General features: G+C 74.8%; 22 protein-coding genes. 13 read left to right on the top strand and 9 right to left on the bottom strand.

Going from position 1 to position 24,865, the window contains the following annotated elements:
- Positions 1-201 precede the first annotated feature (201 nt).
- Positions 202-747 carry a plasmid pRiA4b ORF-3 family protein gene (locus ACN267_RS15830; RefSeq protein ID WP_281899483.1) on the bottom strand — a complete coding sequence of 182 codons (546 nt, stop codon included), beginning with the start codon at positions 745-747 and terminating at the stop codon, positions 202-204.
- 150 nt (positions 748-897) lie between these two features.
- Here ACN267_RS15830 and ACN267_RS15835 point away from each other — a divergent pair, with 150 nt between their 5' ends.
- On the top strand, positions 898-1,683 hold the full coding sequence (locus tag ACN267_RS15835; protein WP_421489015.1) for a pyrimidine reductase family protein: 786 nt from the start codon (positions 898-900) through the stop codon (positions 1,681-1,683).
- Positions 1,684-1,790: 107 nt separating this feature from the next.
- On the opposite strand, the gene ACN267_RS15840 is transcribed toward ACN267_RS15835, so the two are convergent.
- Positions 1,791-3,326 carry a M4 family metallopeptidase gene (locus ACN267_RS15840; RefSeq protein WP_204957088.1) on the bottom strand — a complete coding sequence of 512 codons (1,536 nt, stop codon included), beginning with the start codon at positions 3,324-3,326 and terminating at the stop codon, positions 1,791-1,793.
- A 443-nt stretch (positions 3,327-3,769) separates the two neighbouring features.
- Between ACN267_RS15840 and ACN267_RS15845 the strand changes: the two genes are divergently transcribed.
- The 9 genes from ACN267_RS15845 to ACN267_RS15885 all read left to right on the top strand — a co-directional run bounded on the left by ACN267_RS15845 (position 3,770) and on the right by ACN267_RS15885 (position 14,815).
- On the top strand, positions 3,770-5,530 hold the full coding sequence (locus ACN267_RS15845) for an ATP-binding protein (protein WP_281899487.1): 1,761 nt from the start codon (positions 3,770-3,772) through the stop codon (positions 5,528-5,530).
- Between the two features lie 13 nt (positions 5,531-5,543).
- Positions 5,544-6,692, top strand: coding sequence for an exonuclease SbcCD subunit D (locus tag ACN267_RS15850; protein ID WP_421489016.1), 1,149 nt, complete (start codon positions 5,544-5,546; stop codon positions 6,690-6,692).
- On the top strand, positions 6,692-9,166 hold the full coding sequence (locus ACN267_RS15855) for an AAA family ATPase (RefSeq protein WP_421489017.1): 2,475 nt from the start codon (positions 6,692-6,694) through the stop codon (positions 9,164-9,166). Before ACN267_RS15850 ends, ACN267_RS15855 begins: the two co-directional genes overlap by 1 nt.
- A gap of 66 nt (positions 9,167-9,232) precedes the next feature.
- A complete protein-coding gene (locus ACN267_RS15860) occupies positions 9,233-10,198 on the top strand; it encodes a hypothetical protein (RefSeq protein WP_204957082.1) in 966 nt (321 codons plus the stop codon).
- A complete protein-coding gene (locus tag ACN267_RS15865) occupies positions 10,198-11,055 on the top strand; it encodes a spermidine synthase (protein WP_204957079.1) in 858 nt (285 codons plus the stop codon). Before ACN267_RS15860 ends, ACN267_RS15865 begins: the two co-directional genes overlap by 1 nt.
- Positions 11,056-11,137: 82 nt before the next feature.
- On the top strand, positions 11,138-11,842 hold the full coding sequence (locus ACN267_RS15870; RefSeq protein WP_088645463.1) for a sigma-70 family RNA polymerase sigma factor: 705 nt from the start codon (positions 11,138-11,140) through the stop codon (positions 11,840-11,842).
- Positions 11,839-12,621, top strand: a complete 783-nt coding sequence (locus ACN267_RS15875) for an anti-sigma factor family protein (protein WP_204957077.1) — start codon at positions 11,839-11,841, stop codon at positions 12,619-12,621. The genes ACN267_RS15870 and ACN267_RS15875 overlap by 4 nt, the downstream gene beginning before the upstream one ends.
- Positions 12,622-12,827: 206 nt before the next feature.
- Positions 12,828-13,499 (top strand): hypothetical protein, encoded by a 672-nt coding sequence (locus ACN267_RS15880; protein ID WP_204957074.1) that lies wholly within the window; start codon positions 12,828-12,830, stop codon positions 13,497-13,499.
- A gap of 395 nt (positions 13,500-13,894) precedes the next feature.
- Positions 13,895-14,815, top strand: a complete 921-nt coding sequence (locus ACN267_RS15885; protein WP_204957072.1) for a DNA-3-methyladenine glycosylase family protein — start codon at positions 13,895-13,897, stop codon at positions 14,813-14,815.
- A 162-nt stretch (positions 14,816-14,977) separates the two neighbouring features.
- On the opposite strand, the gene ACN267_RS15890 is transcribed toward ACN267_RS15885, so the two are convergent.
- From ACN267_RS15890 to ACN267_RS15900, 3 genes are all read right to left on the bottom strand, one after another.
- Entirely contained in the window at positions 14,978-15,475 is a 498-nt protein-coding gene (locus tag ACN267_RS15890) for a DUF1990 family protein (RefSeq protein WP_281899499.1), read from the bottom strand.
- Between the two features lie 167 nt (positions 15,476-15,642).
- A complete protein-coding gene (locus ACN267_RS15895) occupies positions 15,643-16,065 on the bottom strand; it encodes an SRPBCC family protein (protein WP_204957071.1) in 423 nt (140 codons plus the stop codon).
- 214 nt (positions 16,066-16,279) lie between these two features.
- Positions 16,280-16,489: a hypothetical protein gene (locus ACN267_RS15900; protein ID WP_204957070.1), complete on the bottom strand. Its 210-nt coding sequence runs from the start codon at positions 16,487-16,489 to the stop codon at positions 16,280-16,282.
- Positions 16,490-16,624: 135 nt separating this feature from the next.
- Here ACN267_RS15900 and ACN267_RS15905 point away from each other — a divergent pair, with 135 nt between their 5' ends.
- Together ACN267_RS15905 and ACN267_RS15910 are read left to right on the top strand one after the other, a co-directional pair.
- Positions 16,625-17,740, top strand: coding sequence for an ATP-dependent DNA ligase (locus tag ACN267_RS15905; protein WP_281903155.1), 1,116 nt, complete (start codon positions 16,625-16,627; stop codon positions 17,738-17,740).
- A 33-nt stretch (positions 17,741-17,773) separates the two neighbouring features.
- Entirely contained in the window at positions 17,774-19,354 is a 1,581-nt protein-coding gene (locus ACN267_RS15910) for an alpha/beta hydrolase (protein ID WP_421489018.1), read from the top strand.
- A 53-nt stretch (positions 19,355-19,407) separates the two neighbouring features.
- Here ACN267_RS15910 and ACN267_RS15915 read toward each other — a convergent pair whose 3' ends face one another.
- The gene (locus tag ACN267_RS15915; protein WP_421489019.1) at positions 19,408-19,905 is read right to left on the bottom strand and encodes a potassium channel family protein; all 498 of its coding nucleotides are present in this window, start codon (positions 19,903-19,905) and stop codon (positions 19,408-19,410) included.
- A gap of 83 nt (positions 19,906-19,988) precedes the next feature.
- On the opposite strand from ACN267_RS15915, the gene ACN267_RS15920 reads away from it, so the two are divergent.
- Complete coding sequence (locus ACN267_RS15920; protein ID WP_421490429.1) at positions 19,989-20,432, top strand: GNAT family N-acetyltransferase; 444 nt, start codon at positions 19,989-19,991, stop codon at positions 20,430-20,432.
- Between the two features lie 5 nt (positions 20,433-20,437).
- Here the strand turns inward: ACN267_RS15920 and ACN267_RS15925 are convergent, their stop codons facing one another.
- Genes ACN267_RS15925 through ACN267_RS15935 form a run of 3 tightly spaced genes read right to left on the bottom strand, consistent with a single transcriptional unit; the run spans position 20,438 to position 24,844 of the window.
- Positions 20,438-21,157: an ABC transporter ATP-binding protein gene (locus tag ACN267_RS15925; RefSeq protein ID WP_204957065.1), complete on the bottom strand. Its 720-nt coding sequence runs from the start codon at positions 21,155-21,157 to the stop codon at positions 20,438-20,440.
- Positions 21,154-22,152 carry an ABC transporter ATP-binding protein gene (locus ACN267_RS15930; RefSeq protein ID WP_204957064.1) on the bottom strand — a complete coding sequence of 333 codons (999 nt, stop codon included), beginning with the start codon at positions 22,150-22,152 and terminating at the stop codon, positions 21,154-21,156. The genes ACN267_RS15925 and ACN267_RS15930 overlap by 4 nt, the downstream gene beginning before the upstream one ends.
- Before the next feature lies 1 nt (position 22,153).
- Positions 22,154-24,844 (bottom strand): FtsX-like permease family protein, encoded by a 2,691-nt coding sequence (locus tag ACN267_RS15935; protein WP_281899504.1) that lies wholly within the window; start codon positions 24,842-24,844, stop codon positions 22,154-22,156.
- Positions 24,845-24,865 lie beyond the last annotated feature (21 nt).

Genomic DNA, 24,865 nt, shown 5'->3' on the forward strand with positions numbered 1-24,865 from the left:
GTCGCACGTCCCGGCCGGTCCGGCGGTAATCGCCGGTCGGTCTGGGATGGTCGCGGGTGATCCGCGCCACGCCCTTGGGAACGCTCCCATGAGATTGCCGGGAGGTGTCGGGGGTGTCAATAGACCGTTGGGAGCGTTCCCAGATCGTTACCAGGTATCGCGTTTATCCCGCTTGACGTGATGACCCGGCGGGACCGCGGATCAGCAGAACCGGCGCAGCAGGGTGCTCGCCCGCCCCGCGTCGAACGCCGCCGGGTCGTGCCCGGGGCCCACCCAGTCCCGCATCGTGACATGCTCCGGGTGGTGCGGATCGGCCAGCGCCGCCAGCAGCAGGAGTTGCCCGGCCGGGCCGCCGACCCCCTCCGGCGGGCAGGCCCGCGCCCCCTGCGGGCAGCTCGGGTAACGCTCGTCCGGGTCGGCCGCGAGGACGTCCTCCACCACCAGCTCGTGCTCCCACCAGTCACCGAAGTCGTAGACGTAGCCGAACCGGCTGCCCTTGCCGACCACCGCGTCCAGCCGGACGTCCAGCTCGTCGCGCACCGCCGGCTCCGCGTCCGGGTCCGGCTCGCCGTACTGCACCCCGTCGATCTCGAACGCGTGCAGGTGGCAGTCCCGCCAACCCATCGCGTGCTGCACCACCCGGTGCAGCCGGTCGAGGGTGTAACCGCCGGGGACCAGCACCCGTCGCCAGACCGACGGGCGGACCCCGGTGAGGGACACCTTCAGCTGGAAGACCTGACGTGACATGTTGCCCCCTCCACCCACCGCATAGGCTGCCGACATGATCTGCCGAGCGTGCCGGCAGCGGCGGCACGACGACTGCCCCGGCCGGAAGTGGTGCGACTGTCAGCACCGTACCCCCGCACCCACCCCTCCGGTCACCGGTCCGGCCGGCGAATGAGCGTCGGAATCCCGATCTGGCGGATCTGGCCCACGCCCGCCGACGGCCCGCTGGACGACACCGCGCTGACCGCGCTCTACGCCCGCGCCGACACCCCCCGGCTGCGGGTCAACTTCGTCTCCAGCGCGGACGGCGCGGTCACCCTGGACGGCTACTCCGCCGGCCTCTCCGGCGAGCCGGACAAGCGGGTCTTCGGCCTGCTCCGGATGCTCTGCGACGGGCTGCTGGTGGCTGCCGGCACGATGCGGCACGAGGGCTACCGGGCGGTGCGGCTGAACGCGGAACGCCGGGCCTGGCGGCGCGCGCACGGCCTGGCCGAGTACCCGACCCTGACCGTCGTCTCCCGGTCGCTGCGGCTGGACCCGACCCAGGCCGCGTTCGCCGACGCGCCGGTGCGCCCGGTCGTGCTGACCACCGCGACGGCCGTCGCACCCCCGGGCCTCACCGACGCCGTCGACCTGGTCCGGGTCGGCCGCGACGACGTCGACCTCGCCGCCGGCCTGGCCGCGCTACGCGAGCGGGGGCTCGGCCAGCTGCTCTGCGAGGGCGGCCCGCACCTGTTCGGCGCGCTCACCGCCGCCGACCTCGTCGACGAACTCTGCGTCACCGTCGCCCCGCTGCTGGCCGGGGCCGGCCCGGGGCGGATCACGGCCGGCCCGGGCAGCCCGCCCCGGTCGTTGCCGCTGCGGCACACGCTGGCCGCCGCCGACGGCGTACTCCTGCTGCGGTACGCCCGCGACGCGCCGGGCGTCGGCTCGGCCGGGGCCGCGCCCGCCGGCTGACGTCACCCTCCCGTCGGACACGGCACGGGGCGTGGGCCACCCGGTCGGTGTGCCCACGCCCCGTGTCGAGGACGTCGGGGTCGGCGTGTCGACGCCGGCCCCGGGGGTCAGCTGACGCTCACGCCCGACCAGGCGGCGGCGACCGCCTTGTACTCGGCGCTGGTCGCGCCGTACAGGTCGGTCGCGGCCGACAGGGTCGCCGTCCGGGCGCCCTTGTAGTTGGTGGTGGAGGTCATGTAGCGGGTCAGCGCCCGGTACCAGATCGCCCCGGCCTTGGTGTTGCCGATGCCGGCGACCGTGGTGCCGTTGCAGGTGGTGCTGGTGCCGTACGACGAGGTGCCGCTACCCACCGCGAGCAGGTAGAAGAAGTGGTTCGCCACGCCCGAGGAGTAGTGCACGTCCAGGCCGCCGACCGAGCTGCTCCAGCAGTCCGCCGAGTTGCCGTCCTTGGAGGGCTTGTCCATGTAGCGCAGCGGGGTGCCGGTGCTGCGCAGCTTCTCGCCGATCAGGTAGTCGCCCGGGTCCTTGGCGCTGGCCGCGTAGAACTCGACCAGGGTGCCGAAGATGTCGCTGGTGGCCTCGTTGAGGCCGCCCGACTCACCGCTGTAGCGCAGCCCGGCGGTGTTGCTGGTGACGCCGTGGGTCATCTCGTGCCCGGCCACGTCGAGCGAGGTCAGCGGGTACCAGCCGGAGCCGCCGTCGCCGTAGGTCATGCAGAAGCAGGTGTCCTGCCAGAAGGCGTTGGCGTAGTTGCTGCTGTAGTGCACCCGGCTGTACGCGCCGACACCGTCGTTGCGGATGCCGTTGCGGCCGTGCGCGCTCTTGTAGTAGTCCCAGGTCTTCTGCGCGCCGAAGGCGGCGTCGGCGGCGGCGGTCTGCCGGTTGTTCAGGGTGCCGTCGCCGAACACGTTGTTGGTGCTGGCGACCAGGGTGCCCTTGCCGATGGTCCGGCCGTTGAGGTCGTAGGTGCGGTGGTCGCCCCGGGCCGCGTCGGCGAGCTGGTAGGTGCTGCCGGACTGGGTGCTGCCGACCGAGACCGTGCCGGAGTGGAAGGTGTTGCCGGTGCCCTCCCGCTGCACGCCCTCCCACGAGTCGCGGACCGCGCCGGTGGTGGCGTCCACCAGCACGTGCAGCTCGCTCGGGGTGCCGTCGGCGTGGGTGCCGGCCACCACCACCTCGTAGGCGAGGGCGGTCGCGGTCGCACCGGCGTCGAAGACCAGCTGCGCGCCAGCGACCGAGCGGCCGGTGGCGGTGGACGCGGCGAAGGCGATCTTGCCGGCGGCGGCCTCGCTGACCTTGGCCTTCGGGGAACGCTGCGGGGCGCTGGCCAGGCTGTGGGTGGCACCGCGCCAGGAGTCGCCCTTGCCGAGGTGGACGACCACCTCGCCGCCGAGGACGGGCAGACCGTCGGAGTAGCGGTTGAGCCGGACATGCTCGGTGCCGTCGGCGTCGGTCACCACGTTGCGCGGGGTGAACGTCTGGCCGTCGGCGGCGAGGCCGGCACCGGAGTGGGCCTTGAGCTGGGCGACCGCGCGGGTGAACGGGTCGGCGGCGGGCGCGGCGGTGGCCGCGGTGGGCACCGTGACGGCGGTGGCCAGGAGAGCGGCCGTGGCGAGGCCGCTCAGCAGAGGGGTTCGGCGCATGGGGGTTCTGCCTCCACAGGGACAGTCGGGGGGGTGCCGACTGACGATGACCCGACGGTGGTGGACCGCGGGCCGGTCACGTATCCGCAGGTTACGGACGTGACGGCCGGCACCTGAGGAAGAAGATCCTCGATGTCGACTGTGGCTATTCTCAGCCCAACCGGCCGGTTTCTGTCACGCCCTTCGTGAGGGTTTTTTTTCCCCGGATTTCCGCCGGGCCCACCACCTGCGCAAACACCGCCGCCACGCGGAAAAAAGTCGACCGACGGTGAGCGCGCCGTCCCTTGCGGTCACCGAACCGGCGTCGGCGACGGCGGTCGGCCGGGCGTCGACGGCGGCCCGCCGGTGGCGTCCGCCGCGTCGCGTGGCAACCTGTCGCACTCCTCGGGCAGGATGCAGGGCGTGCGCCCTGACCGAGACGACCAGCTGACCGGAGCCCGCGGATGACCGACGACCGGACCGACGGCCGGATCGACAGCCCCGGCGAGCCCGTCGGCCGGGTGCTCGGCACCGCCGACGCCACCCCGTTGCAGTTCTGGACGGCCGTCTCCCCCGGCAGCTACCTCCAGCTCGACGACGTCGTGGTCACCCGGCGCGAGCTGCCCGACCGGGAGCCGGTCACCATCGCCGGGGTGGTCACCCAGGTCCGCGCCCGGCACGAGGGCGCCCAGTTCGAGTCGGACGTCTTCGCCATCGCCGACGGCACCCTCCCGGCCCAGGTGCAGGAGGCCGCCGAGATCACCACCACCCGGGTCGACCCCGAGCTGTACGTGCCGCCCGCGCCCGGAGCCACCGTGCACCGGGCCGAGGGTGACGCCCGCGCCCGCGCGTTGCACTTCGACCGGATGGAACGGCGCATCCCGATGGGGATGGGCCGCGACGGCGTCCCCGTCTATCTCAACGCCGACTTCCTCGACGGCAGCCGGGGCGCGCACGTGTCGATCTCCGGCATCTCCGGGGTGGCCACCAAGACCAGCTTCGCCACCTTCCTGCTCTACTCGGTGTTCCGCTCCGGGGTGCTCGGCGGCGACGCGGTCAACGCCAAGGCGCTGATCTTCAACGTCAAGGGCGAGGACCTGCTCTTCCTCGACCACCCCAACGCCCGGCTCGACGACACCACCCGGGCCGCGTACGCCAGGCTGGGGCTGGCCGCCGGCGCCTTCCCCGACGTGCGGGTGTACGCCCCGCCCCGGGTCGGCGACGCCGCCGGCACCCCCGACGTGAGCAGCCGGCTCACCGGCGTCGACGCGTTCTACTGGACGCTGAGCGAGTTCTGCGCCGACCGCCTCCTGCCGTACGTCTTCGCCGACGCCGACGACGAACGTCAGCAGTACACGATGGTGGTCCACTCGGTCACCGCCCACCTGGCCCGCTACGCCCAGCCCGCCGACGGTGGGGTCAGCGTCGACGGGGTGCGCCTCGGCTCCTACGCCGACCTGGTCGACCACGTCGTCGAGCAGCTCAACGACGACGAGACCCGGGGCGACTGGGCGGGCAGCGCGGTCGGCCTGGGCACGGTCAACGCCTTCGCCCGCCGGCTGATCGGCAGCAAGAAGGACCTCGGCCGGCTGATCCGCGGCGACCTGGCCACCCGCCGCCCACACTCCATCAACACCGCCGAGAGCGCCCAGGTCACCGTCGTCGACCTGCACAACCTGCCGGACCGCGCGCAGCGCTTCGTGGTCGGTGTGACGCTACGCGGCGAGTTCGAACGCAAGGAGAAGGCCGGCACCGCCAAGCCGCTGCTCTTCGTCGTCCTCGACGAGCTGAACAAGTACGCCCCCCGCGAGGGCTCCTCCCCGATCAAGGAGGTGCTGCTCGACATCGCCGAGCGGGGCCGGTCGCTCGGGGTGATCCTGGTCGGCGCGCAGCAGACGGCGAGCGAGGTCGAACGGCGGATCGTCACCAACTCGGCGATCCGGGTGGTGGGCCGGCTCGACCCGGCCGAGGCGTCCCGCCCGGAGTACGGCTTCCTCCCGCCGGCCCAGCGGCAACGCGCCCTGCTGGCCAAGCCGGGCACCATGTTCGTCAACCAGCCCGACATCCCGGTCCCGCTGTGCCTGGAGTTCCCCTTCCCGGCCTGGGCCACCCGGGTCTCCGAGGCCGGCCGGGCCCCGTCGGAGACGCTGCGCTCGATCACCGGCTCGGTCGACCCGTTCGCCGTGGTCGGCTCGGGCGGCGTCGACGACGACATCCCGTTCTAGGGAGCTGGCAGCCATGAAGATCCTGCACACCTCCGACTGGCACGTCGGCAAGGTGCTCAAGGGACAGTCCCGGGCCGAGGAGCACAAGCAGGTGCTCGCCGGGGTGATCGAGATCGCCCACGCCGAACGCCCCGACCTGGTCATCGTCGCCGGCGACCTGTACGACACGGCCGCGCCCAGCCCGGAGGCGACCCGGCTGGTCACCCGGGCGTTGACCGCGCTACGGCGGACCGGGGCCGACGTGGTGGCGATCGGCGGCAACCACGACAACGGCAACGCCCTCGACGCGCTGCGCCCCTGGGCCGAGGCGGCCGGCATCACCCTGCGCGGCGGGGTCCGGGAGAATCCGGCCGAGCACGTCATCGACGGCGTCACCGCCGACGGTGAGCGGTGGCAGCTCGCCGCGCTGCCCTTCCTGTCCCAGCGGTACGCCGTCCGCGCGGTGGAGATGTACGAGTTGACCGCCGCCGAGGCCACCCAGACCTACGCCGACCACCTCGGCCGGGTGCTGGCGAAACTCACCGAGGGGTTCACCGAGCCGGACCGGGTGCACCTGGTCACCGCCCACCTCACCGTGGTCGGGGCGAGCACCGGCGGCGGCGAGCGCGACGCGCACACCGTCCTCGGGTACGCGGTGCCGGCCTCGGTCTTCCCGGGCACCGCGCACTACGTGGCCCTGGGACACCTGCACCGCTCGCAGCGGGTGATCGGGCCGTGCCCGATCCGCTACAGCGGCAGCCCGATCGCCGTCGACTTCGGCGAGCAGGAGAACATCTGCTCGGTGACGCTGGTCGAGGTGGGCGCGACCTCGGCCGCCCGGATCCGGGAGGTGCCGGTGTCGGCGGCGGTGCCGCTGCGCACGGTCCGCGGCACCCTGGCCCAACTTGCCGCGGCGGATCCGCCGGAGGGCTGGCTGCGGGTGTTCGTCCGGGAACAGCCCCGGGCCGGGCTGCGGGAGGAGGTGCAGGAGCTGTTCCCCCGCGCGTTGGAGATCCGGATCGACCCGGAGCTGCTGCCGACGCCGGGCAGCGGCACCCGGGTCGCCCAGCGGGCCGGCCGCTCGCCCCGGGAACTGTTCGCCGACTACCTGGGCAGCCGGGGGCACGAGGACGACGGGGTCCGGGACCTCTTCGACGAGCTGCTGGAGGAGGTGGAGCGCTGATGCGACCGATGCGGCTGGACCTGGCCGGCTTCACCGTCTTCCGCGACGAGACGACCGTCGACTTCACCGACGCCGACTTCTTCGCCCTGGTCGGGCCGACCGGCTCGGGCAAGTCGACGGTGCTGGACGCGATCTGCTTCGTCCTCTACGGCGCGGTGCCCCGGTGGGGCGGTGCGCGGGGGCTGGCCAACGCGCTCGCCCCCTCGGCGGTGGAGGCCCGGGTCCGGCTGGTCTTCGAGTCGGCCGGCGACCGGTACGTGGCGACCCGGGTGGTGCGCCGGGACGGCCGGGGCGCGGTCAAGACCGCCAACGCCGGGCTGCAACTGATGCCGCCCGGGTTCGACGTGACCAAGCTCGACACCGGGCTCAGCCCGGAGGACCTGGGCGAGGTGCTGGCCGGCACCCCGGCCGAGATGGAACAGGCGGTGCTGGACGCGGTCGGGCTGCCGTACGAGCAGTTCACCTCCTGCGTGGTGCTGCCGCAGGGGCAGTTCGCCGACTTCCTGCACGCCAAGCCGGCCACCCGGCAGCAGATCCTGGTCAACCTGCTCGGCCTCGGCGTCTACGAGAACGTGCAGAAGCGGGCCACCGAACGTGCCGGGCAGGCCGAGGCGAAGCTGGAGGCGGTCGCCCGGATGCTCGCCGGGTTGACCGACGTCGACGACGAGACGTTGGCCGCCGCCGCCGACCGGGTCGACCGGGTGCGGGAGCTGGCGGCGGCGGTCGCGGCGGCCGTACCGGAGCGGGAGCGGGCCCGGTCGGCGGCGCGCGAGGCCACGGCGGCGCTGGCCGCGCTCGACGCCGACCTGGCCGGGCTGGCCGGGGTGCGGGCCCCGGCCGGGGTGGCCGAGGTGGCCCACGCGGTGAGCACGGCGCGGGAGGCGGTCGACGCGACGGCCCGCACCGTGGCGCTGGCCGAGGAGCGGGAGGAGAAGCTGCGCGGCGAGCTGGCCGGCGCGGGCGACGAGAGCGCGCTGCGGCTGCTGCTGCGGGCACACGCCGACGCGGAACGGCTGACCGGCGAGGCGGACACGGTCCGGGCGGCCCTCGACGCGGCGCAGGCCACGCACGACGCGGCGGTGACGGCGCTCGGCGCGGCCCGGGAGGCGGCGGCACGGGCCGAGGCCGAACTGGAGGCGGCGTTCAAGGCCCACGAGGAGGCCAAGACCGTCGACCAGGCGGTCGCGTTGCGGGCGCACCTGGTCGACGGCGCACCCTGCCCGGTCTGCGAGCAGCCGGTGCCCCGGGTGCCGGCGGTGCCGGCCGGTTCGGCGGTGGCCGCGGCGACCGCCGCCGGCAAGGCGGCGCGGGCGGCCAGCAAGGCCGCGCTGGTCCTGGTCGACGAGCGGGACGCGGCGGCCCGGGAGCAGGAGCGGACGCTGGTGCGGCTGCGGGCCCAGCACGACCAGTTGCGCGGCCGGCTGACCGAGCTGGCCGGACAGCTCGCCGGGGCGGCCACCCCGGCGGCGCTGCGCGACCAGCTGGCCGAGCACGCCCGGCTGCGGCAGGCGTTGGACGAGGCGGCGGTGGCGGTACGCGCCGGCCGGGACGCCGCCCGCCGGGCCCGGGGCGCGGCCGACACGGCCGAGGACCGGCTGCGGGCCGCCTGGCGGGACTTCGACACCACCCGCGACGGGCTGGCCCGGTTCGGTCCGCCGGCCACCGACCGGGACGACGTGGCCGCCGCCTGGACGGCCCTGGTCCAGTGGGCCGGCGCACAGGCCCGGCAGCGACGGGCCGACCGGGACGGGCTGGTCGAGGCGGCGACCGGGGCGCAGTCGGCCGCCGAGCAGGTCGAGGAACGCCTCGGTGGTCTCCTCGACGCCGCCGGACTGCCCCCCGCCGACGACCCCGCGCAGGCGGTCGCGGTGGCCACCGAGCGGGCCGAGGCCGACCTGCGGCGGATCACCGAACGCCGGGCGCAGGCCGTCGAGCTGCGGGAACAGCGCGCCGAGCACGAGCGGCAGGCGCGCACGGCGCGGGCGCTGGCCGGGCACCTGCGGGCCAACAACTTCGAACGGTGGCTGCTGGCCGAGGCGCTGGACCTGCTGGTCGACGGGGCCTCCCGGATCCTGCGGGAGCTGTCCCAGGGGCAGTACGACCTGGTCCACGACAAGGGCGAGTTCTTCGTGGTCGACCACCACGACGCGGGGCTGCGCCGGGGGGTGCGGACGCTGTCCGGCGGGGAGACGTTCCAGGCGTCGCTGGCCCTGGCGCTGGCGTTGTCCGAGCAGCTCGCCGGAATGTCCACCACGGCGGCCAGCCTGGAGTCGATCGTGTTGGACGAGGGGTTCGGCACCCTCGACGCGGCCACCCTGGACATCGTCGCCGCGACCCTGGAGAGCCTGGCCGCCCGGGGCGACCGGATGGTCGGCGTGGTCACCCACGTGCCGGCGCTGGCCGAGCGCATCCCGGTGCGCTTCGAGGTCCGCAAGGACGCCCGCACGGCCCACGTCGAACGGACCGGCCGGTGAGCGCGAGGAGTGCAGCGCAGCGGAGCCCCGCAGCCGCGAACGAAGAGTCCGACCGGTGAGCGCGACGTGACCGGGCCGCAGCTGTTCGTGGACGCCTGGGACCCGTCCTACGGGGCGTCGTTCGAGGCGACCCCGGGTGGGCCGGTCGCGCCGAGCAGCACCCAGGTCGACACCGACGTGGAACTGCCGGCGGTGGACTGGCGGGCGATCGACCCCCGTCCCGGGGTGACCGCCCCGGACGTGGTGCTGCTCGTCGACGGGGTACGCCGGATCGACGCCAGCGTGTGGACGGCCGAGGAGGACGGTGCGTCGTACCCGGGGATCGCGGCCTCGTACGCGGCCGGGGTGGTCCGGTGCGACCTGGAGCGCGGCGCGGCGGAGCTGGCCGGGGCGCGGGTGGGGCGGGGGCTGTTCACGGCCAGCCCGTCGGCGCAGGAGGTGACCTGCGGACAGGTGCGTTACCCGGTGCACCGGGTCGGCGGCACCGGGGAGCTGAGCAAGCTGCCGGCGGCGGTGCAGGCCCCGCTGACCGCCCTGGAGGTGGCCGTGTCCGATGCGGCCCGCACCGACGGGGACCTGCTGGTGGTGGACGGCCCACTGCGGGCGCGCCGGCAGTTGCCGCGCACCCTGGGCTACATCAAGACGCAGCACAGCCAGTATCTCGACGCCCGGCTCACCACCGTGGTCACCGGGCTGGGCTCCGGCCAGCGGTCCCCGGTGTTCCGGCTCGGCACCGCCTGGGGCGGCTGGTCGTGGTACCTGCGGCTGCCGGTGGCGGTGGGTGCGCCCTGGGCCGGGATCGTCCGGTTGGAGTGCTCGCCGGACCTCGAACCGCAGGACGCGATCACGCTGGCCGACCTGTCGCTGGTCACCCTGCCCCGGTTCGCGTCCTCGCCGTACAAGGACCCGCGCGCGCCGCAGAACCTGGTGCCGATCGCCGGATTGGAGCGGCGGCTGCGCGGGATGCTGGGCGACGCGCGGCTGCTGCACCGGGCACTGACCATGGCCAGCCGCAGCGGCGGGACCCGCTGATGGGCCGCCGTCGGGGTGACGACCGGATCGTGGTGGACGTGGCCACCGGCCGGGCGGAGCTGGTGCCGGACCAGGACCGGCCGCGCTCGTGGACGCTGCTGCTCGACGACGCGCCGCAGTCGCACGTGGACCTGGCCGACCCGACCCACCTGGAGTTCGAGTACGTCAGGCGGCTCGGCGCGGCGCTGGACCTGATCGCCCCGCCGGGTGCCCCGCTGCGGGTGCTGCACCTGGGCGGTGGCGCGCTGACCCTGCCCCGGTACGTCCAGGCCACCCGGCCCGGGTCGACGCAGCGGGTGGCCGAGGTGGACGGCGCGCTGGTGGAGCTGGTCCGGCGGGAGCTGCCCTGGCCGGCCGACCCGAGGCTGAAGGTCCGTGTCGCCGACGCCCGCGCCACCCTGGAGTCCAGCCGTGACGCGTCGTACGACGTGGTGGTCGCCGACGTCTTCGCCGGTGCGCGGACCCCGGCCCACCTGACCAGCGCCGAGTACGCCGCGCAGGTGGCCCGGGTGCTCGCGCCGACCGGCTGGTACCTGGCCAACCTGGCGGACGGCCCGCCGCTGCGGCACACCCGTGCCCAGGTGGCCACGGTCCGTCAGGTGCTGCCCCGGGCCGCCCTGGTCGGCGACGCGGCGGTGCTGCGCGGGCGGCGGCACGGCAACCTGGTGCTGGTGGCCGGGCGGGTCGAGCCGCCGGTGCCGGAGCTGACCCGACGCGCGGCCGGCGACTGGTTCCCGGGCCGGGTGCTGGCCGGCGTCGAGCTGGACCGGTTCGTCGCCGGTGCCGCGGTGGTCACCGACGCGGACGCCACCGACTCGTTGCCGCCGCCGCCCGGAATTTTTTCGGTCCGCCGTTGATCCGCTGGGAAGAGCGGTCCGTATCAACGGTCGGCGCCCTCCCCGTGGGCCCGCTGATGTCGGTGGACAGCAGGAGGTCTGGATGAGTGCGGTCGCGGCCGGCTTGCACGGTGAACTGGCCAGGCCAGGGTGGATGTTCGCCCGGGCCCAACCGCAGTCGCGTGCGTCGAGGTCCAGCCGGGGGGTCGACGCCGGTCCCACCGATCGCCAGAATGGCCCGGTGACCCCGCGATCGACGCCCGGGCGGCACCAGGCCCCGGCGACGACGCCCGAGGCGAGCCACTCCGACCAGCTGGTCCGGTTGCTCTACGCCGAGCACGCCGGCCCGCTGCTGATGTTCGTGATGCGGTTGACCGGTGGTGACCGGCAACGCGCCGAGGACATCGTGCAGGAGACGCTGCTGCGGGCCTGGCGCAACGCGCACCGGCTGGGTGTGCAGGGGCAGGGTTCGCTGCGGCCCTGGCTGGTCACGGTGGCCCGGCGGATCGCCATCGACGAGCACCGCAGCGAGCAGGCCCGCCCACCGGAGACGTACGACCGGGATCTGACGGCGTTCGCCGAGGCGGACAGTACCGACCGGGTGCTGCGCACCATGACGGTGGCGGACGCGCTGCGTACGCTCAGTCAGTCGCACCGGGAGATCCTGGTGGCGACGTACTTCCGCGGGCGGACGGTGCCGGAGGCGGCCGAGGAGTTGGGTCTGCCGCTGGGCACCGCCAAGTCGCGGGTCTACTACGCGCTGCGCGCGCTGCGCACGGCCCTACAGGAGAGGGGGGTGACGGAATGAGCCGGGCAGACCACATGGACGTCGCCGCGTACGCGCTCGGCGTCCTGGACGTGCAGGACACCGAACGGTTCGAGGAACACCTCGCCACCTGCTGGGCGTGCGCCGCCGAGTTGGAGACGATGGTCCCGGTGGTGGGGCTGCTCTCCGACATCGACGGCGAGACGATGATGGCGATGGAGCAGACCGCGACGGATCCGCGGCTGCTGGACCGTACCCTGGTCGCGGTCCGTACCCACCGGCGCAAGGCGCGGTTCCGGCAGGTGCTGTCGATGGCCGCCGCGGTGGTGGCGGTCGGTGCGCTCAGCGGCATCGGGGTCGCCACCTTCGGCGGTACGGTCGGCGGTGGCGACGCGGTGGTCGCCGAGCCGAGCCGGTCCGCGCCGGTGGACGGTCCGGTGAGCCCGCAGCCGACCCGGTCGGGGCCGGCGGTGGGTGGCACCGAGATCGAGGGTGACCAGTTCGACGCCACCGACGGCAGCACCGGGGTGAAGACCACGATGTGGCTGGACAGCAAGGAGTACGGCACCTGGATCGGGTTCAACCTGACCCGGTTGCCCGGCCCGCGCACCTGCCGGCTGGTGGTGGTCCGCAAGAACGACACGACCGAGGTGATCTCCACCTGGGCGGTGCCGGGGACGGGCTACGGCACCACGGCCAACCCGCAGGCTCTCCAGTTGGAGGCGTCCACCTCGGCGCCGCGCGGTGAGATCGCAAAGTTGCAGGTGCAGTCGGTGGACGCCAACGGCGTGGCGAGCCCGCTGGTCACCGTCGTGCCCTGAGAGACCCTCCGTCGGAGACGGCGTCGGCCCGCTGTGGGCCGACGCCGTTTCGGCTTTCCGGGCGCAGGGTGCCACTGCTCGCGCACACGTACGGCCGGCCGGAACGGTTCAACGGCATCGATGTGAAATGCCCCACTGTGGATCGTTCAACCTTGACAGTGGGCGCTCCGTACTACTCGGTGAACCGCCAAGAATGAGGAGGGCACGTGGCAAAGATCAAGCGGACGACCGTCATCGTCGCGAGCGCGGTGGTCGCACTTACGGCCTGCGCGCCCGCAGGCTACGACGGGGCGAACTCCAGCGTCGCCGAGCCGGTCGCCGTCGCCGCGGCCGAACCCACCGCGTCGGTCGAGCCGGACACCTCGGCCTCTCCCGGTGCCTCCGGCGCCCCCGCCGCCGACCAGGCGCCGCCGCCGGCCAACGTCCAGCTGACCGACGAACTCGTCGGCAAGAAGATCGCCCGGATGGGCCGGGTCGTGGTGGACCAGGAGGGCTTCATCCTCTACCGCTTCGACAAGGACTCCGACGACCCGCCGTCGTCGAACTGCGTCGACAAGTGCGCGCAGGTCTGGCCGCCGGCGCTGACCGACGGCAACCCGCAGTTGCAGGGCGTCTCCGACGACAAGGTCGGCACCGTCACCCGCCAGGACGGCACCCGGCAGATCACCATCGGCGGCTGGCCGGTCTACCGCTACATCGGTGACAAGAAGGCGGGCCAGTGGAAGGGCCAGGGCGTCGGTGGCACCTGGTTCGTGGTCGACCCGGAGGGCAAGAAGAACCTGACCTGCCTGCCGACCGGCACCCCGAAGGCGGTCGCCCCGCCGGCGGCCAGCGACTCGGGCGACTCCAGCAGCAGCGGCGGGGACTACACCTACTGATCCTGCGCCAGCCGGAACCCGGTGGCCGGTCGCAGCCGGGGAGGGCGCGACCGGCCACCGTCGCGGATCAGGACCGTCGACGTACCGGCAGCGTCGCACGGTCCGGGCCGCGACGCCGGCCCCTGGTCGGGCCGGCGTCGCGGTACCGCCACCCTCCCCCACCTGCCCCCGGAACGGACATGGGCGGTGGACGCGCCACACGCCAGCGGGCGCGCGCCACCGAAAGGTCCCCCCAACCCCGCACCCACGGCCGCTCGGGCGGCCGGTCCGCTCCGGGATGGAGACACCGCCGACGCGCAGGGCGTCGGCGGTGTCGTCCGTTTCCGCCCCGGTCACCCGCCCCGGCGGTACGGGGCCGGCCGGCCCGTCCCCCGGGACCATGGCACAGTGGCGGGGTGACCTGGGACGAGCCGGCGGCACGCCGGGTGCTGCGACCGCCGGCCGACTACCGGCTCACCGCGTCGGTCCGGGCCCTGACCTTCAGCCCGTACGACCCGTGCGCGCGGATCGTCGCCGGCACCCTCTGGTGGGCCACCCGCACCCCCGCCGGCCCGGCCACCCTGACCCTGCGTCCCGAGGCGGGCGACCTGCTGGCCGAGGGCCACGGGCCGGGCGCCGACTGGGTGGTCGACCGGGCCGACGCCGTCGCCGGCCTACGCGACGACCTGACCGGGTTCGCCGAACTGGCCGCCGCCCACCCGCTGGTGGCCGAGTTGGCCGTCCGGCACCGGGGGCTGCGGATGCCCGCCACCGGCCAGGTCTTCCCCCGGGTACTACGCGCCGTCTTCGAACAGAAGGTCACCGGCACGGAGGCGTACCGGGCGTACGCGGCGACCGTACGGCACTTCGCCGAGCCCGCGCCCGGACCCTTCCAGCCGCTGCTGCTGCCGCCCGACGCGGCGCGGGTGGCGGCGGCCCCGTACTGGGTGTTCCACCCGTTCGGCGTGGAGCAACGCCGGGCCGAGACGCTGCGCCGGGCCGCCGCCCTGGCCGACCGGCTGGACCGCTGCGTCGACAGCGCCGAGGCGACCCGGCGGCTCACCGCGATCCCCGGCATCGGCCCGTGGACCGCCGCCGAGGTGGTCCGGGTCACCTACGGCGATCCGGACGCGGTGAGCGTCGGCGACTACCACGTGCCGAACACGGTGGCCTGGGCGTTGGCCGGTGAGGCGCGTGGTGACGATGCCCGGATGCTCGACCTGCTCGCCCCGTTCCGGGGCCACCGGGGGCGGGTCTGCCTGCTGCTGGCCGCCGCCGGCATCCAGGCGCCCCGGTACGGCCCCCGGATGCCGGTCCGCTCCTTCGCCCGCTTCTGACCAGCCGGATGGCACGGTTCGTCAGATCGCCGAGGTAGCACACGCCTCGATCAACCGACCCTGGTCGTAGCAGGACCGGCCGGCGTGCGGTATCGGAGCGGGCCGACACCGCTGTTTCGGCCTCATCGCGTTGGTTCCGAGTCCGGCGGCCGGTGCGGCCGGTCAGCGGACGAGTCGGCGCAGGGTGTGGGCGAGCCAGCGGGCGTACCCGTGCTGGACGGCGCGACCGGCGGGCCCGGCGGCGGCCATGAACCAGCGGTCCGGCCGGCTGAACGCGGTGACCTCGAAGCTGACCGCGTCGTCGGCGTCGCGGCGGACCAGGAACGCCTCTTCCCCGCGTTCCGGATGGCCGGGCAGGGTGCCGTAGCCGAAGCCGGCCTCCCGCTCGTCGTCGACCACCCAGACCACCTCGCACGGCCCCCACACCCGCAGCGGGCCCACCCCGAGTCCCGGGGTGACCCGGACGCCGGGCGCGGCCCGCGCCGCATCGGTGCACATCCGCACCCCGGCCGCCCGGTGCAGCCGCCAGCTCAGCACCGCCTCGGCGGCGACCGGGAAGCTGCCGGCCGCCAGCGCGAACCGGTGCCGCAGGTGGTGGTAGCCCGCCGGCAACGACCCGCCCCGGGTCGCCCCCACCTCGGGGTACGTCAACTCGGACACCGCGCCTCCCAGGGTCGCTGTCAGCCTAGGGCCGGCACCGCCGACCGGCGACCCGACCGCAGGTGCGGGCGCGGCGGGTGGCGACCGGCCGGTGCCGTCCCGCGCGGTGGTGCGCAGGGACGCCGACGGGTCGCACGGTGCCATCCCCGCCGGGACCCGGTCGGGACTCAGCCGGCTTCGCAGCGCCGCCGCAGGCCGTCGGCCTCCCACCGCAGGTAGCGGCGCACCAGCCGGCCACCGAACCAGCCCACCGGCCCGGCGAGCGGGCCGGTGAGTTCCAGGGCCAACTCCACCCGGACCCGGCCGTCGGGCAGCGCGACGATCAGGTGCTCGCCCCGGCTGCGGACGCCGGGACTGGCGGACTCCCAGACGAAGCCGCGGGGTGGGTCGATCTCGGTGACCCGCCAGGACGTCGGGCGCAGCCGGGGCTGCTCCAGCCGGGCGGTGGACCCGAGCGCCAGCGGCCCGGCCTCACCCCGGCGGGCGGTCCGGACCGACGGGGTCCACTCCGGCCAGCGTTCGATGTCGGTCTGCACCGCCCAGACCGTGTCGATGTCCGCGTCGATCTCGGTCGCCGTCTCGAACCGCATGCCGCCTCCGTGGCTCCACCGGCGGCACCCACGTGCCGCCCGGTTCCCCCGAGCGTGCCGCAGCGATCGTGACCGGGCCACTCTCCGGTCGCCCTCCCGACGGTGCCCCCGCCGGGACGCCACCCCGGCCGCTGCCGGGGCCGGGGCCGGGGTCGGGGTCGGGGTCGGGGGCGGGCGCGGCCCCGACCGGGCCCGGCCGGTGCCGGGGTCGGGGTCAGCCGGCTTCGCGTAGGTCGGCCAGGTCGAGCGGGGTGTGCCGGCGGAGCAGGTCGGTCAGCTCGGCGACGGTGCCCACCTCGCCGAGCACGTTCTTGCCGCCGCCGAAGCGGTCCGGGTAGCGGTGCACCAGCCGGTAGCGGTGCCGGCCGCGGACCAGCTCGACGGTCACCCGCCAGCGCCCACAGCAACCACACCGCCACTCCATCCGGCGAGGCTAGCGCCGGGCCGGGCCGACGCGATCCGTATCCGCAGGGACGGACGGCACAGGCGGAGACACGCCGGACCGGCACCCACGGTGATCCGCCTCACCACTGTCGGTGGTGTCTGGTTGACTGTCGCCGTGGACCTGCCGATCAATCCCCCGGTCGAGCCGATGCTGGCCAAGAGCGTGGCCCGCCTGCCCACCGATCCCGGCCTGACCTACGAGCCCAAGTGGGACGGCTTCCGCTGCATCGTGTTCCGCGACGGCGACGAGGTCGAGCTGGCCAGCCGGGGCGGCAAGTCGATGACCCGCTACTTCCCCGAGGTGGTGGCGCAGGTCCGGGCGCAGCTGCCCGAGCGGTGCGCGGTCGACGGCGAGCTGATCGTGATCCGGCGTGACGGTCCGGGCGGGCAGCCCCGGCTCGACTTCGAACAGCTCGCCCAGCGGATCCATCCGGCCGCCTCCCGGGTCGCCCTGCTCGCCGGGACGACCCCGGCCGACTTCGTCGCCTTCGACCTGCTCGCCCTCGACGACGAGCTGCTGGTCGACCAGCCCTACCCGGCCCGGCGGGAGCGCCTGGTGCGGGCGCTGTCCGGGGTCCGGCCGCCGGTGCACGTCACCCAGGTCACCACCGACCCGGAGACCGCCAGGCGCTGGTTCGAGGTGTTCGAGGGCGCCGGCCTGGACGGGTTGATCGTCAAGCCGGCCGACCTGCCCTACCAGCCGGGCAAGCGGCTGATGGCCAAGGTCAAGCACGCGCGGACCGCCGACGTGGTGGTGGCCGGGTTCCGCTGGCACAAGTCCGGGCCGGTGGTCGGTTCGCTGCTGCTGGGCCTCTACGACGATGCCGGGGTGCTGCACCACGTCGGGGTGAGCGCCTCGTTCACCATGGCCCGCCGGCAGGAGCTGCTCGACGAGCTGGCCCCCTACCGGGAGGGCACGGGCGAGCACCCGTGGGCGCACGGCGACCACGAGCGCGGCCAGCGCATCCCCGGCGGGGTCAGCCGGTGGACGGGCGACAAGAACCTCGACTGGGTGCCGCTGCGGCCCGAGCTGGTGGTAGAGGTCGGCTACGACGCGATGGAGGGCGACCGGTTCCGGCACACCGCCCGGTTCGTCCGCTGGCGGCCCGACCGCGATCCCCGGTCCTGCCGCTACGACCAGCTCGACCGTCCGGTGCGCTTCGACGTCGACCAGGTGCTCCGGGGTGATCCGGCGGCGACCGTGCCGCCGGCCGGCGACACCCCGGCGTAGCCTGACTGCTACCCCGATCATGGAGGTTCGCCGGTGACCAGCACCGCCCGCCGCAACCGCCGGTTCCGGCTCGCCCTGGCCGGGTTCGTCGCGGGCGCACTGCTCGTCACCGGGTGCACCCTGCCGGCGTTCGCCCCGCGTACCGAGGACTCGGCGGCGGCGCGGACCGGCACCGCACCGACCTGGCGGCCCTGTCCCGAGGTCGCCCAGGATCTGGTCGGCCGGGGTGCCCCGGGCATGCGTTACGAGTGCGCCCGGATCGCCGTGCCGCGCAACTGGGGCACCGGCACGGGGGCGACCGCCGGGCCGGGCAGCGGCGAGACCTTCGAGATCGCGCTGTTGCGGGTCCGCTCATCCAAGCAGCGGGACCGGATCGGGTCGCTGGTCATCAACCCGGGCGGGCCGGGCGGGTCCGGCGTGGACACCGCCGTCTACCTGTCGTTCGGGCCGTCGTTCGGGGGGCTGCCCACGGCGGTGACCGACCGGTTCGACATCGTCGGCTTCGACCCGCGCGGGGTGTCCCGGTCCAGCCCGGTCAAGTGCATCTCCGACGCCGACCTCGACGCCAGCTTCGGCTACGACCCCGATCCGCGCAGCCAGCAGTCGTTCGACGGCTACCAGGCGCTCAACCGGCGGATCGGCCGGGGCTGCGGCGACCGCTACGGCGACCAGCTCCCGCTCTACGGCACCGAGCAGGCCGCCCGGGACATGGACGCGGTCCGGGCCGCCGTCGGCGACGACAAGCTCACCTACCTCGGCTACTCCTACGGCACCCTGCTCGGCGCGACCTACGCGCAGCTCTATCCGCAGCGGGTCCGGGCGCTGGTGCTCGACGGCGCGGTGGACCCCCGGCAGCAGTTGGTGGCCGGGTCGGAGAGCCAGGCCCGGGGCTTCGAGCGGGCGTTCGACAACTTCGACAGGTGGTGCGCGGCGAACGCCGGCCGCTGCCCGGTCGCGCCGGACGCCCGGGGCGCGGTGACCTCGGCGATCGACAAGGCGAAGGTCTCCCCGGTACGCGGTGCCGACGGACGGGAGGCCACCTCCGGGTGGGTCTTCTACGCGGTGATCTCCTCGCTGTACACCGAGTCGGGTTGGGAGGAACTGGCCCGCGCGATCGACCGCCTCGACGAGGGTGACCCGTCCGACGTGTTCACGCTCGCCGACTCGTACGCCGGGCGGGGCGAGGACGGGCACTACTCCAACCTCTTCGACGCCAACCTGGCGGTGAACTGCGCCGACGAGACCGAGAAGCCCAGCGTCGACCAGATCCGCCGGTTGCAGTCCGAGTGGCGGCAGAAGTACCCGCTGTTCGGGCCGGCCCTGGCGGTGGGCATGTTCGGGTGTGTCGAGTGGCCGGGCGGGCGGGACCCGTACCCGACCGGCCGGGCCGACGGCGCTCCGCCGATCGTGGTGGTGGGCACCACCGGTGATCCGGCCACCCCGTACGAGCAGACCGCCAGGCTGGCCGACATGCTGGGGGTCGGGCGGGTGCTCACCTGGGAGGGCGAGGGGCACACCGCCTATCCGCAGACCGCCTGCATCACCGAGGCGGTGGACGCCTACCTGATCTCGCTCACCGTGCCCCGGGAGGGGCTGCGCTGCCCCGCCCGCTGACCGACGACGGCAGGCCCCTGGGCGGGTCGACGCCGGACCAGGCGGGCGGCGGGTCAGCGGCGGTTGCGGCGTCCGCGTAGCCGTTGCCGGATCAGGGTCGCGTGGTCCGGTGGGGCCGGTGGCGGCGGCAGTTCCGGCAGCGTGATGCCCTGCCGGGCGGCCAATTCCTCCAGCAGGGCCCGCATCCGCCGCACGTCGTTCTTCAGCTCCTCCTGCTCGACGTGCTCGAACGCGTCGTCGTCGACGATGAGGCGGCTGGCGAAGTGCGCGGTGATCAGGGGGATGACCAGCAGCACCATGGTGGAGATCAGCAGCGCGGCGAGGGCCCGCCCTGGCCAGGTGGTGGGCGAGATGTCGCCGTATCCGACGGTGGAGGCGGTGACCACCGCCCACCACACCGCGTCGGCGGCGCTGCGGTGCTCCACCTGGCCGTAGATCACCCCGGCCACCACGATCATCAGCAGGTACGACGCGATCAGCGTCCGGGGCGAGTTGGCGAAGTACACCAGACCCCGGTAGATCCACCGGAACGGCAGCAGCAACGGCTCCATGTCGCATCATGCTGCACCCCGTCCGCCACCTCCGCCCGTCGATCGACAAGGGTCGCTGTGACAGGCTGCCCGGCGTGACCGAGGTGACCCTGCGCGAGGCGGTCCGCGCCGACCTGCCCGCCATCCTGGCCCTGCTCGCCGACGACGTGCTCGGCCGGGCCCGCGAGCACCACACGGTGGACGCGGCATACGAGCGGGCGTTCGACGCCATCACCGCCGACCCGCGCAACCAGCAGTTGGTGGCCGAGCGCGACGGGGAGGTGGTCGGCTGCTTCCAGCTCACCTACATTCCGGGGCTGGGCCGGCACGGTGCGGAACGGGCGCTGGTGGAGGCGGTGCGGGTCCGCGCCGACCTGCGCGGGCAGGGGGTGGGTGAGGCGATGATGAGCTGGGCGATCGACCGGGCCCGCGAGCGGGGCTGCGGGCTGGTGCAGCTCACCACCGACAAGTCCCGCGCCGACGCGCACCGGTTCTACCGACGCCTCGGCTTCGTCGCCAGCCACGAGGGCATGAAACTCCCCCTCTGACCGGGTCAGTCGTCGGCCAGGCGGCCGTCGCGCAGGGTGAGCGTCCGGTCGGCCACCTGGATCAGCGCCGGGTCGTGGGTGGCGACCAGGGCGGTCATCCCCCGGGCGTGCACCACCGCGCGGAGCAGATCCATGATCGCCCGGCCGGTCTCGGAGTCGAGTTGGCCGGTCGGCTCGTCGGCGATCAGCAGGTCGGGTTCGTTGGCCAGGGCGCGGGCCACGGCGACCCGCTGCTGCTGCCCGCCGGACAGCTCATACGGGCGCTGTCGGGCGTGGGCGCCCAGACCCACCAGTTCCAGCAGTACCGCCACCCGCTCCTCGCGTTCCGCCGCCGGGACCCGGGCCAGCCGCAGCGGCACCCCGACGTTCTCCGCCGCCGACAGGATCGGCACCAGCCCGAAGGTCTGGAACACGAAGCCCACCGTCCCCCGGCGCAACCGCAACAGCTCGTCCTCACCGGCGTCGGTGACGTCGTGCCCGGCCACCCGGACCCGGCCGGCGTCCGGGCGGTCCAGCCCGCCGACCAGGTTGAGCAGGGTGGTCTTGCCGGCGCCGGAACGCCCCCGCACCGCCACCAGTTCGCCCCGGGCGGCGGTGAAGGAGACCTCGCGGACGGCGTGCACGGCGTGCCGGCCCCGGCCGAACGTCCGGCTCACCTGCTCGACCCGTACCACCTCGTCGGTGACCGCCCCGGCGGACCGGACGGCGGGGACCTGCTCGCTCATGCGTCACTCCCGTTCTGCTGTGGCGTCCGGTCGCCGGGGCGGACCTGCACGTGGTCCGGGGCGAGGTCGAGGCGGACCCGGTCGCGCAGGGCCAGGGCCTCCACGAACGGCGTCGGTAGCTGCATCCGGCCGGTCCGGTCCAGCACCGCGTACTCCTCGCTGACCAGTTCGGTGCTGCCGTCGACGCCGATGCGCGTGGTGCGGCGTACCTCGGAGGCGGTCCGGCCGTCGCGGATCGCGACGGTGCGGCGGACCTGGTCGGCGACGGCGTGGTCGTGGGTGACCACCACCACGGTCACCCCCAGTTCGGCGTTGATGGTGCGCAGCGCCGCGAAGACCTCCGCGCCGGTCGCCTCGTCCAGTTCCCCGGTCGGCTCGTCGGCGAAGAGCACCTCCGGGTCGTTGGCGACCGCCACCGCCACCGCGCAGCGCTGCTGTTCACCCCCGCTGAGCTGACCCGGTCGCCGGTCCGCGCAGTACCCCACCCCGACCAGGTCCAGCAGTTCCCCGGCGCGCTGCCGGCGGGCCCGTGCGCCCCCACCGCGCCGGGCCAGCCGCATCGGCAGTTCCACGTTCTCCCGCGCGGTCAGGTACGGCAGCAGGTTGCGGCCGGTCTGCTGCCAGACGAACCCGACGGTGCGTCGCCGGTAGGCCAACCGGCGGCGGGCCGACAGCGACAGCAGGTCGTACTCGGCGACCCGGGCGATGCCGGCGGTCGGGGTGTCCAGCCCGGAGAGGATGTTGAGCAGGGTCGACTTGCCCGAACCGGAGGCCCCGACGATCGCCACCAGCTCACCCCGGTCGATCACCAGGTCGAGCCCCTGGAGGGCGACCACCTCGACCCCTTCGGTCTTGAAGATCCGGACCAGCCCGTCGCAGACGATGTGCCCGCGCAGCCGGTCCTGCCCGCCGGCCCGTTCGGCCGCCCGCTGCGCCGCCCGGCGTTGCAGGTCGGCCAGGTCCGGGACGACGGGGTTCGGGGCGGTCGTGGTCATCTCAGCTCTCCTCTCCGAGCCGGAGCACCTCGCCGAGGCGCATCCGACGGTTGTTCAGGGCCTCCACCGCCAGGGCGAAGCCCAGCGCGACCGCGCCGAGTCCGACCGTGGCGGCGACCGTGCCGGGGGCGAAGCCCACCCGCACCGGGGTGCCGCTGGTGAACGCGGCGAGACCGAGCAGCGGGGTGAGCAGCACCGGCAGCAGCACCCCGACCAGCGCGCCGGTCAGCACCGACACCCCGACCAGCGGGGCCAGCTCCACCAGCAGCAGCCCCCGCCACTGCCGGCGGGACAGCCCGAGGGTGCGCAGCCGGGACAGCACCTCGCCCCGGGCGCGGGCCCCGGCCAGCACGGTGAAGGCGACCGCGAGCAGCGCCAGCACCGCACCGGCCACCGCACCGGTGGTGAACCCGAACGCCAGCAGCCCGTTGGCGCCGCCGCCACCCAACCGCAGCCGGGTCTGCGCCCAGGTCTGCACCGCCACGCCCCGGGGCCGTTCCCGGCCGGTGACCGCGCCGCCGGTCTGGTAGCGCTGCTGACCCTCGTCCCCGGCCTGACGCAGCGCCCCGGCGTCGAGCCGGTCGCCGGCCACCAGGAACCCGGTGGGCACCGGCGGACTGTCCCGCCGGGGCAGCGCCTGCCACGGCAGCACCACGTACCGGCTGGTGTTCGGCCGGGCCAGCGGGAAGTCGGCGACGGTGCCGGCGGGGACGAACTCGTACCGCTGGCCCTGCACGGTGACGAAGGCGGACCGCAGGCCGGCGTCGGCGAGGTCGGCGGCGACCGCCGGGGAGACCACCGCCGGCAGCGGGCCGTCGCCCGGCCGGGCGTCGCGCAGCGGGCCGGGCACCGGGACGTCCCGGCCGGCGGCCCGTGCCGTGCGGGCCAGGCCGGGGCCGTCGACCAGCAGCACGCTGGTGTCGCGCAGCCGGGCGTCGGTGCCCAGGGCATCGGTGGCCAGGCGTTGCGCCGACTCGTCGACCAGTCCGGTGGCGGCCCGCACCCCGGGCAGCCGCTCCAGTGCCGGCCCGGTGTCCGGGGCGAGCCGGTCGCCCCGGATCAGCGCGTCCGCCGGCACCGCCCGGGTGGCGACGTCGTCGCGGGTGTCCTCGATGCCGGTGGCGACCACCGCGCAGAACGCGGCGGTGGCGACCGCGAGCACCACCACGACCAGCGGGGTGGCCGCCGCCGCCCGGCCGGCGCGGGCCGTGCCCAGGAAGGCGACACTTCCCCGGGTACGCGCGGCGAGCCGCCCGGCCAGCCGCACCGGCCACGGGTACAGCCGCAGCGCCAGCACCGATGCGGCGACCGCGACCAGCGCCGGCACCGACACCAGCAGCGGGTCCACCGTGCCGGGGGTGAGGCCGCGCCGCCGCAGCAGCACCACCGCCAGCCCGGCCAGCAGCACCAGCGCGGCCTCGGTGGTGGCCCGCCGGGCGGACGGCCGCAGCCGGCCCAGGTCCCGCCGCCCGACCACCCCGGACGGTACGGCCAGCGTCGCCACCGGCAGCGCCAGGGTGACCAGCACTGTCGCACCCACGGCGAGCGGCCCGGTGCCACCTGGCGCACCGGGCAGCAGGCCACCGAGCAGCCAGCCGAGCCCGGCGGCGGGCGGGACGACCAGCAGCGACTCGGCGAGGCTGCGCCGCAGTCCGGTGGTGGCCCCGCCGCCCCGGGCGCGGATCAGCACGAACTCGGCGCGGCGGCGGCGTACGGCCAGCGCGGCGGCCAGCACGACCAGCCCGGCGAGTGTCGCCAGCACCCCGGCGGCGATGACGGCGAGCAGGGTACGCGCCGAGGTGACCGCCCGGCTGAATTCGCGCAGCGGCACGTCGACGCCCTGGGTCAACTCGGTGTCGGTGGCGGTGCTGGCGCGGACCAGCCGTTGCACCCCGTCGACGAGTTGGTCGATGCGCCGTACGTCGATGCCGTCCGCGCCGAGCCGGTAGCGCCAGGTGAAGGAGATCGGCCGCCCCTGCCCGGCCAGCCGGTCCAGCGCGGCGACGGCGACCGTCCCGACCAGGATGAAGGGTTGACCGTCGCCCTCCGGCTCGCCGACCTGGAGCACCGACGGCAGGGCGTCCCAGCTTCCGTCGGCGGGGTCGACGGGACGGAACAGGCCGACCACGGTCAGCGGGGTGGACGGGTGTTGCGGGTCGGGGGCGGCGAGCCGGAGCCGGCTGCCGACGCGCAGCCCGAACCGGCCGGCGACGTCGGCGGCGAGGGCGACCTGCACCGGGGCGTCGTCGTCGGGTGGGACGGCCGGCCAGCGCCCCTCGACCAGGGTGCCGGTCGTCTCGATGCCGGGGGTGGCGCGTAGGCCCAACTGCACCAGGTAGTTGCCCCGGGCCAGGTCGGGGCCGGTGACCAGGTCACCGGGGGTCTGCGCGGCGTACCAGCGGTGCGCCACGGCGGCGCGCACGTCGGCGGGCATCCGCTGCTGGAACGTGTCGAGGTCGGCGGCCCGGCTGCTGGCCGGTGGCGCGTCGACGACGGGACGGGTGGTCCAGGTCAGGTCGCGGCGGGCGCCGGGTTCGGCGGCGAGGTGTTCCCGCAGCCCCTGGTCGGCCAGCCGGTTGGCCACCCTCGGCACCCCGGCGACCAGCAGGGCGATCACCAGGGTCAGTGCGGCCAGCAGCAGGAACTGCCCGCTGTGGGCGCGTACCCGACGGATCACGACGCCGATGTTCATCGCTGGTCCTCCCCGTGGTGC

The sequence above is a fragment of the Micromonospora sp. WMMD734 genome, assembly GCF_049178975.1.
GTDB lineage: Bacteria > Actinomycetota > Actinomycetes > Mycobacteriales > Micromonosporaceae > Micromonospora > Micromonospora wenchangensis.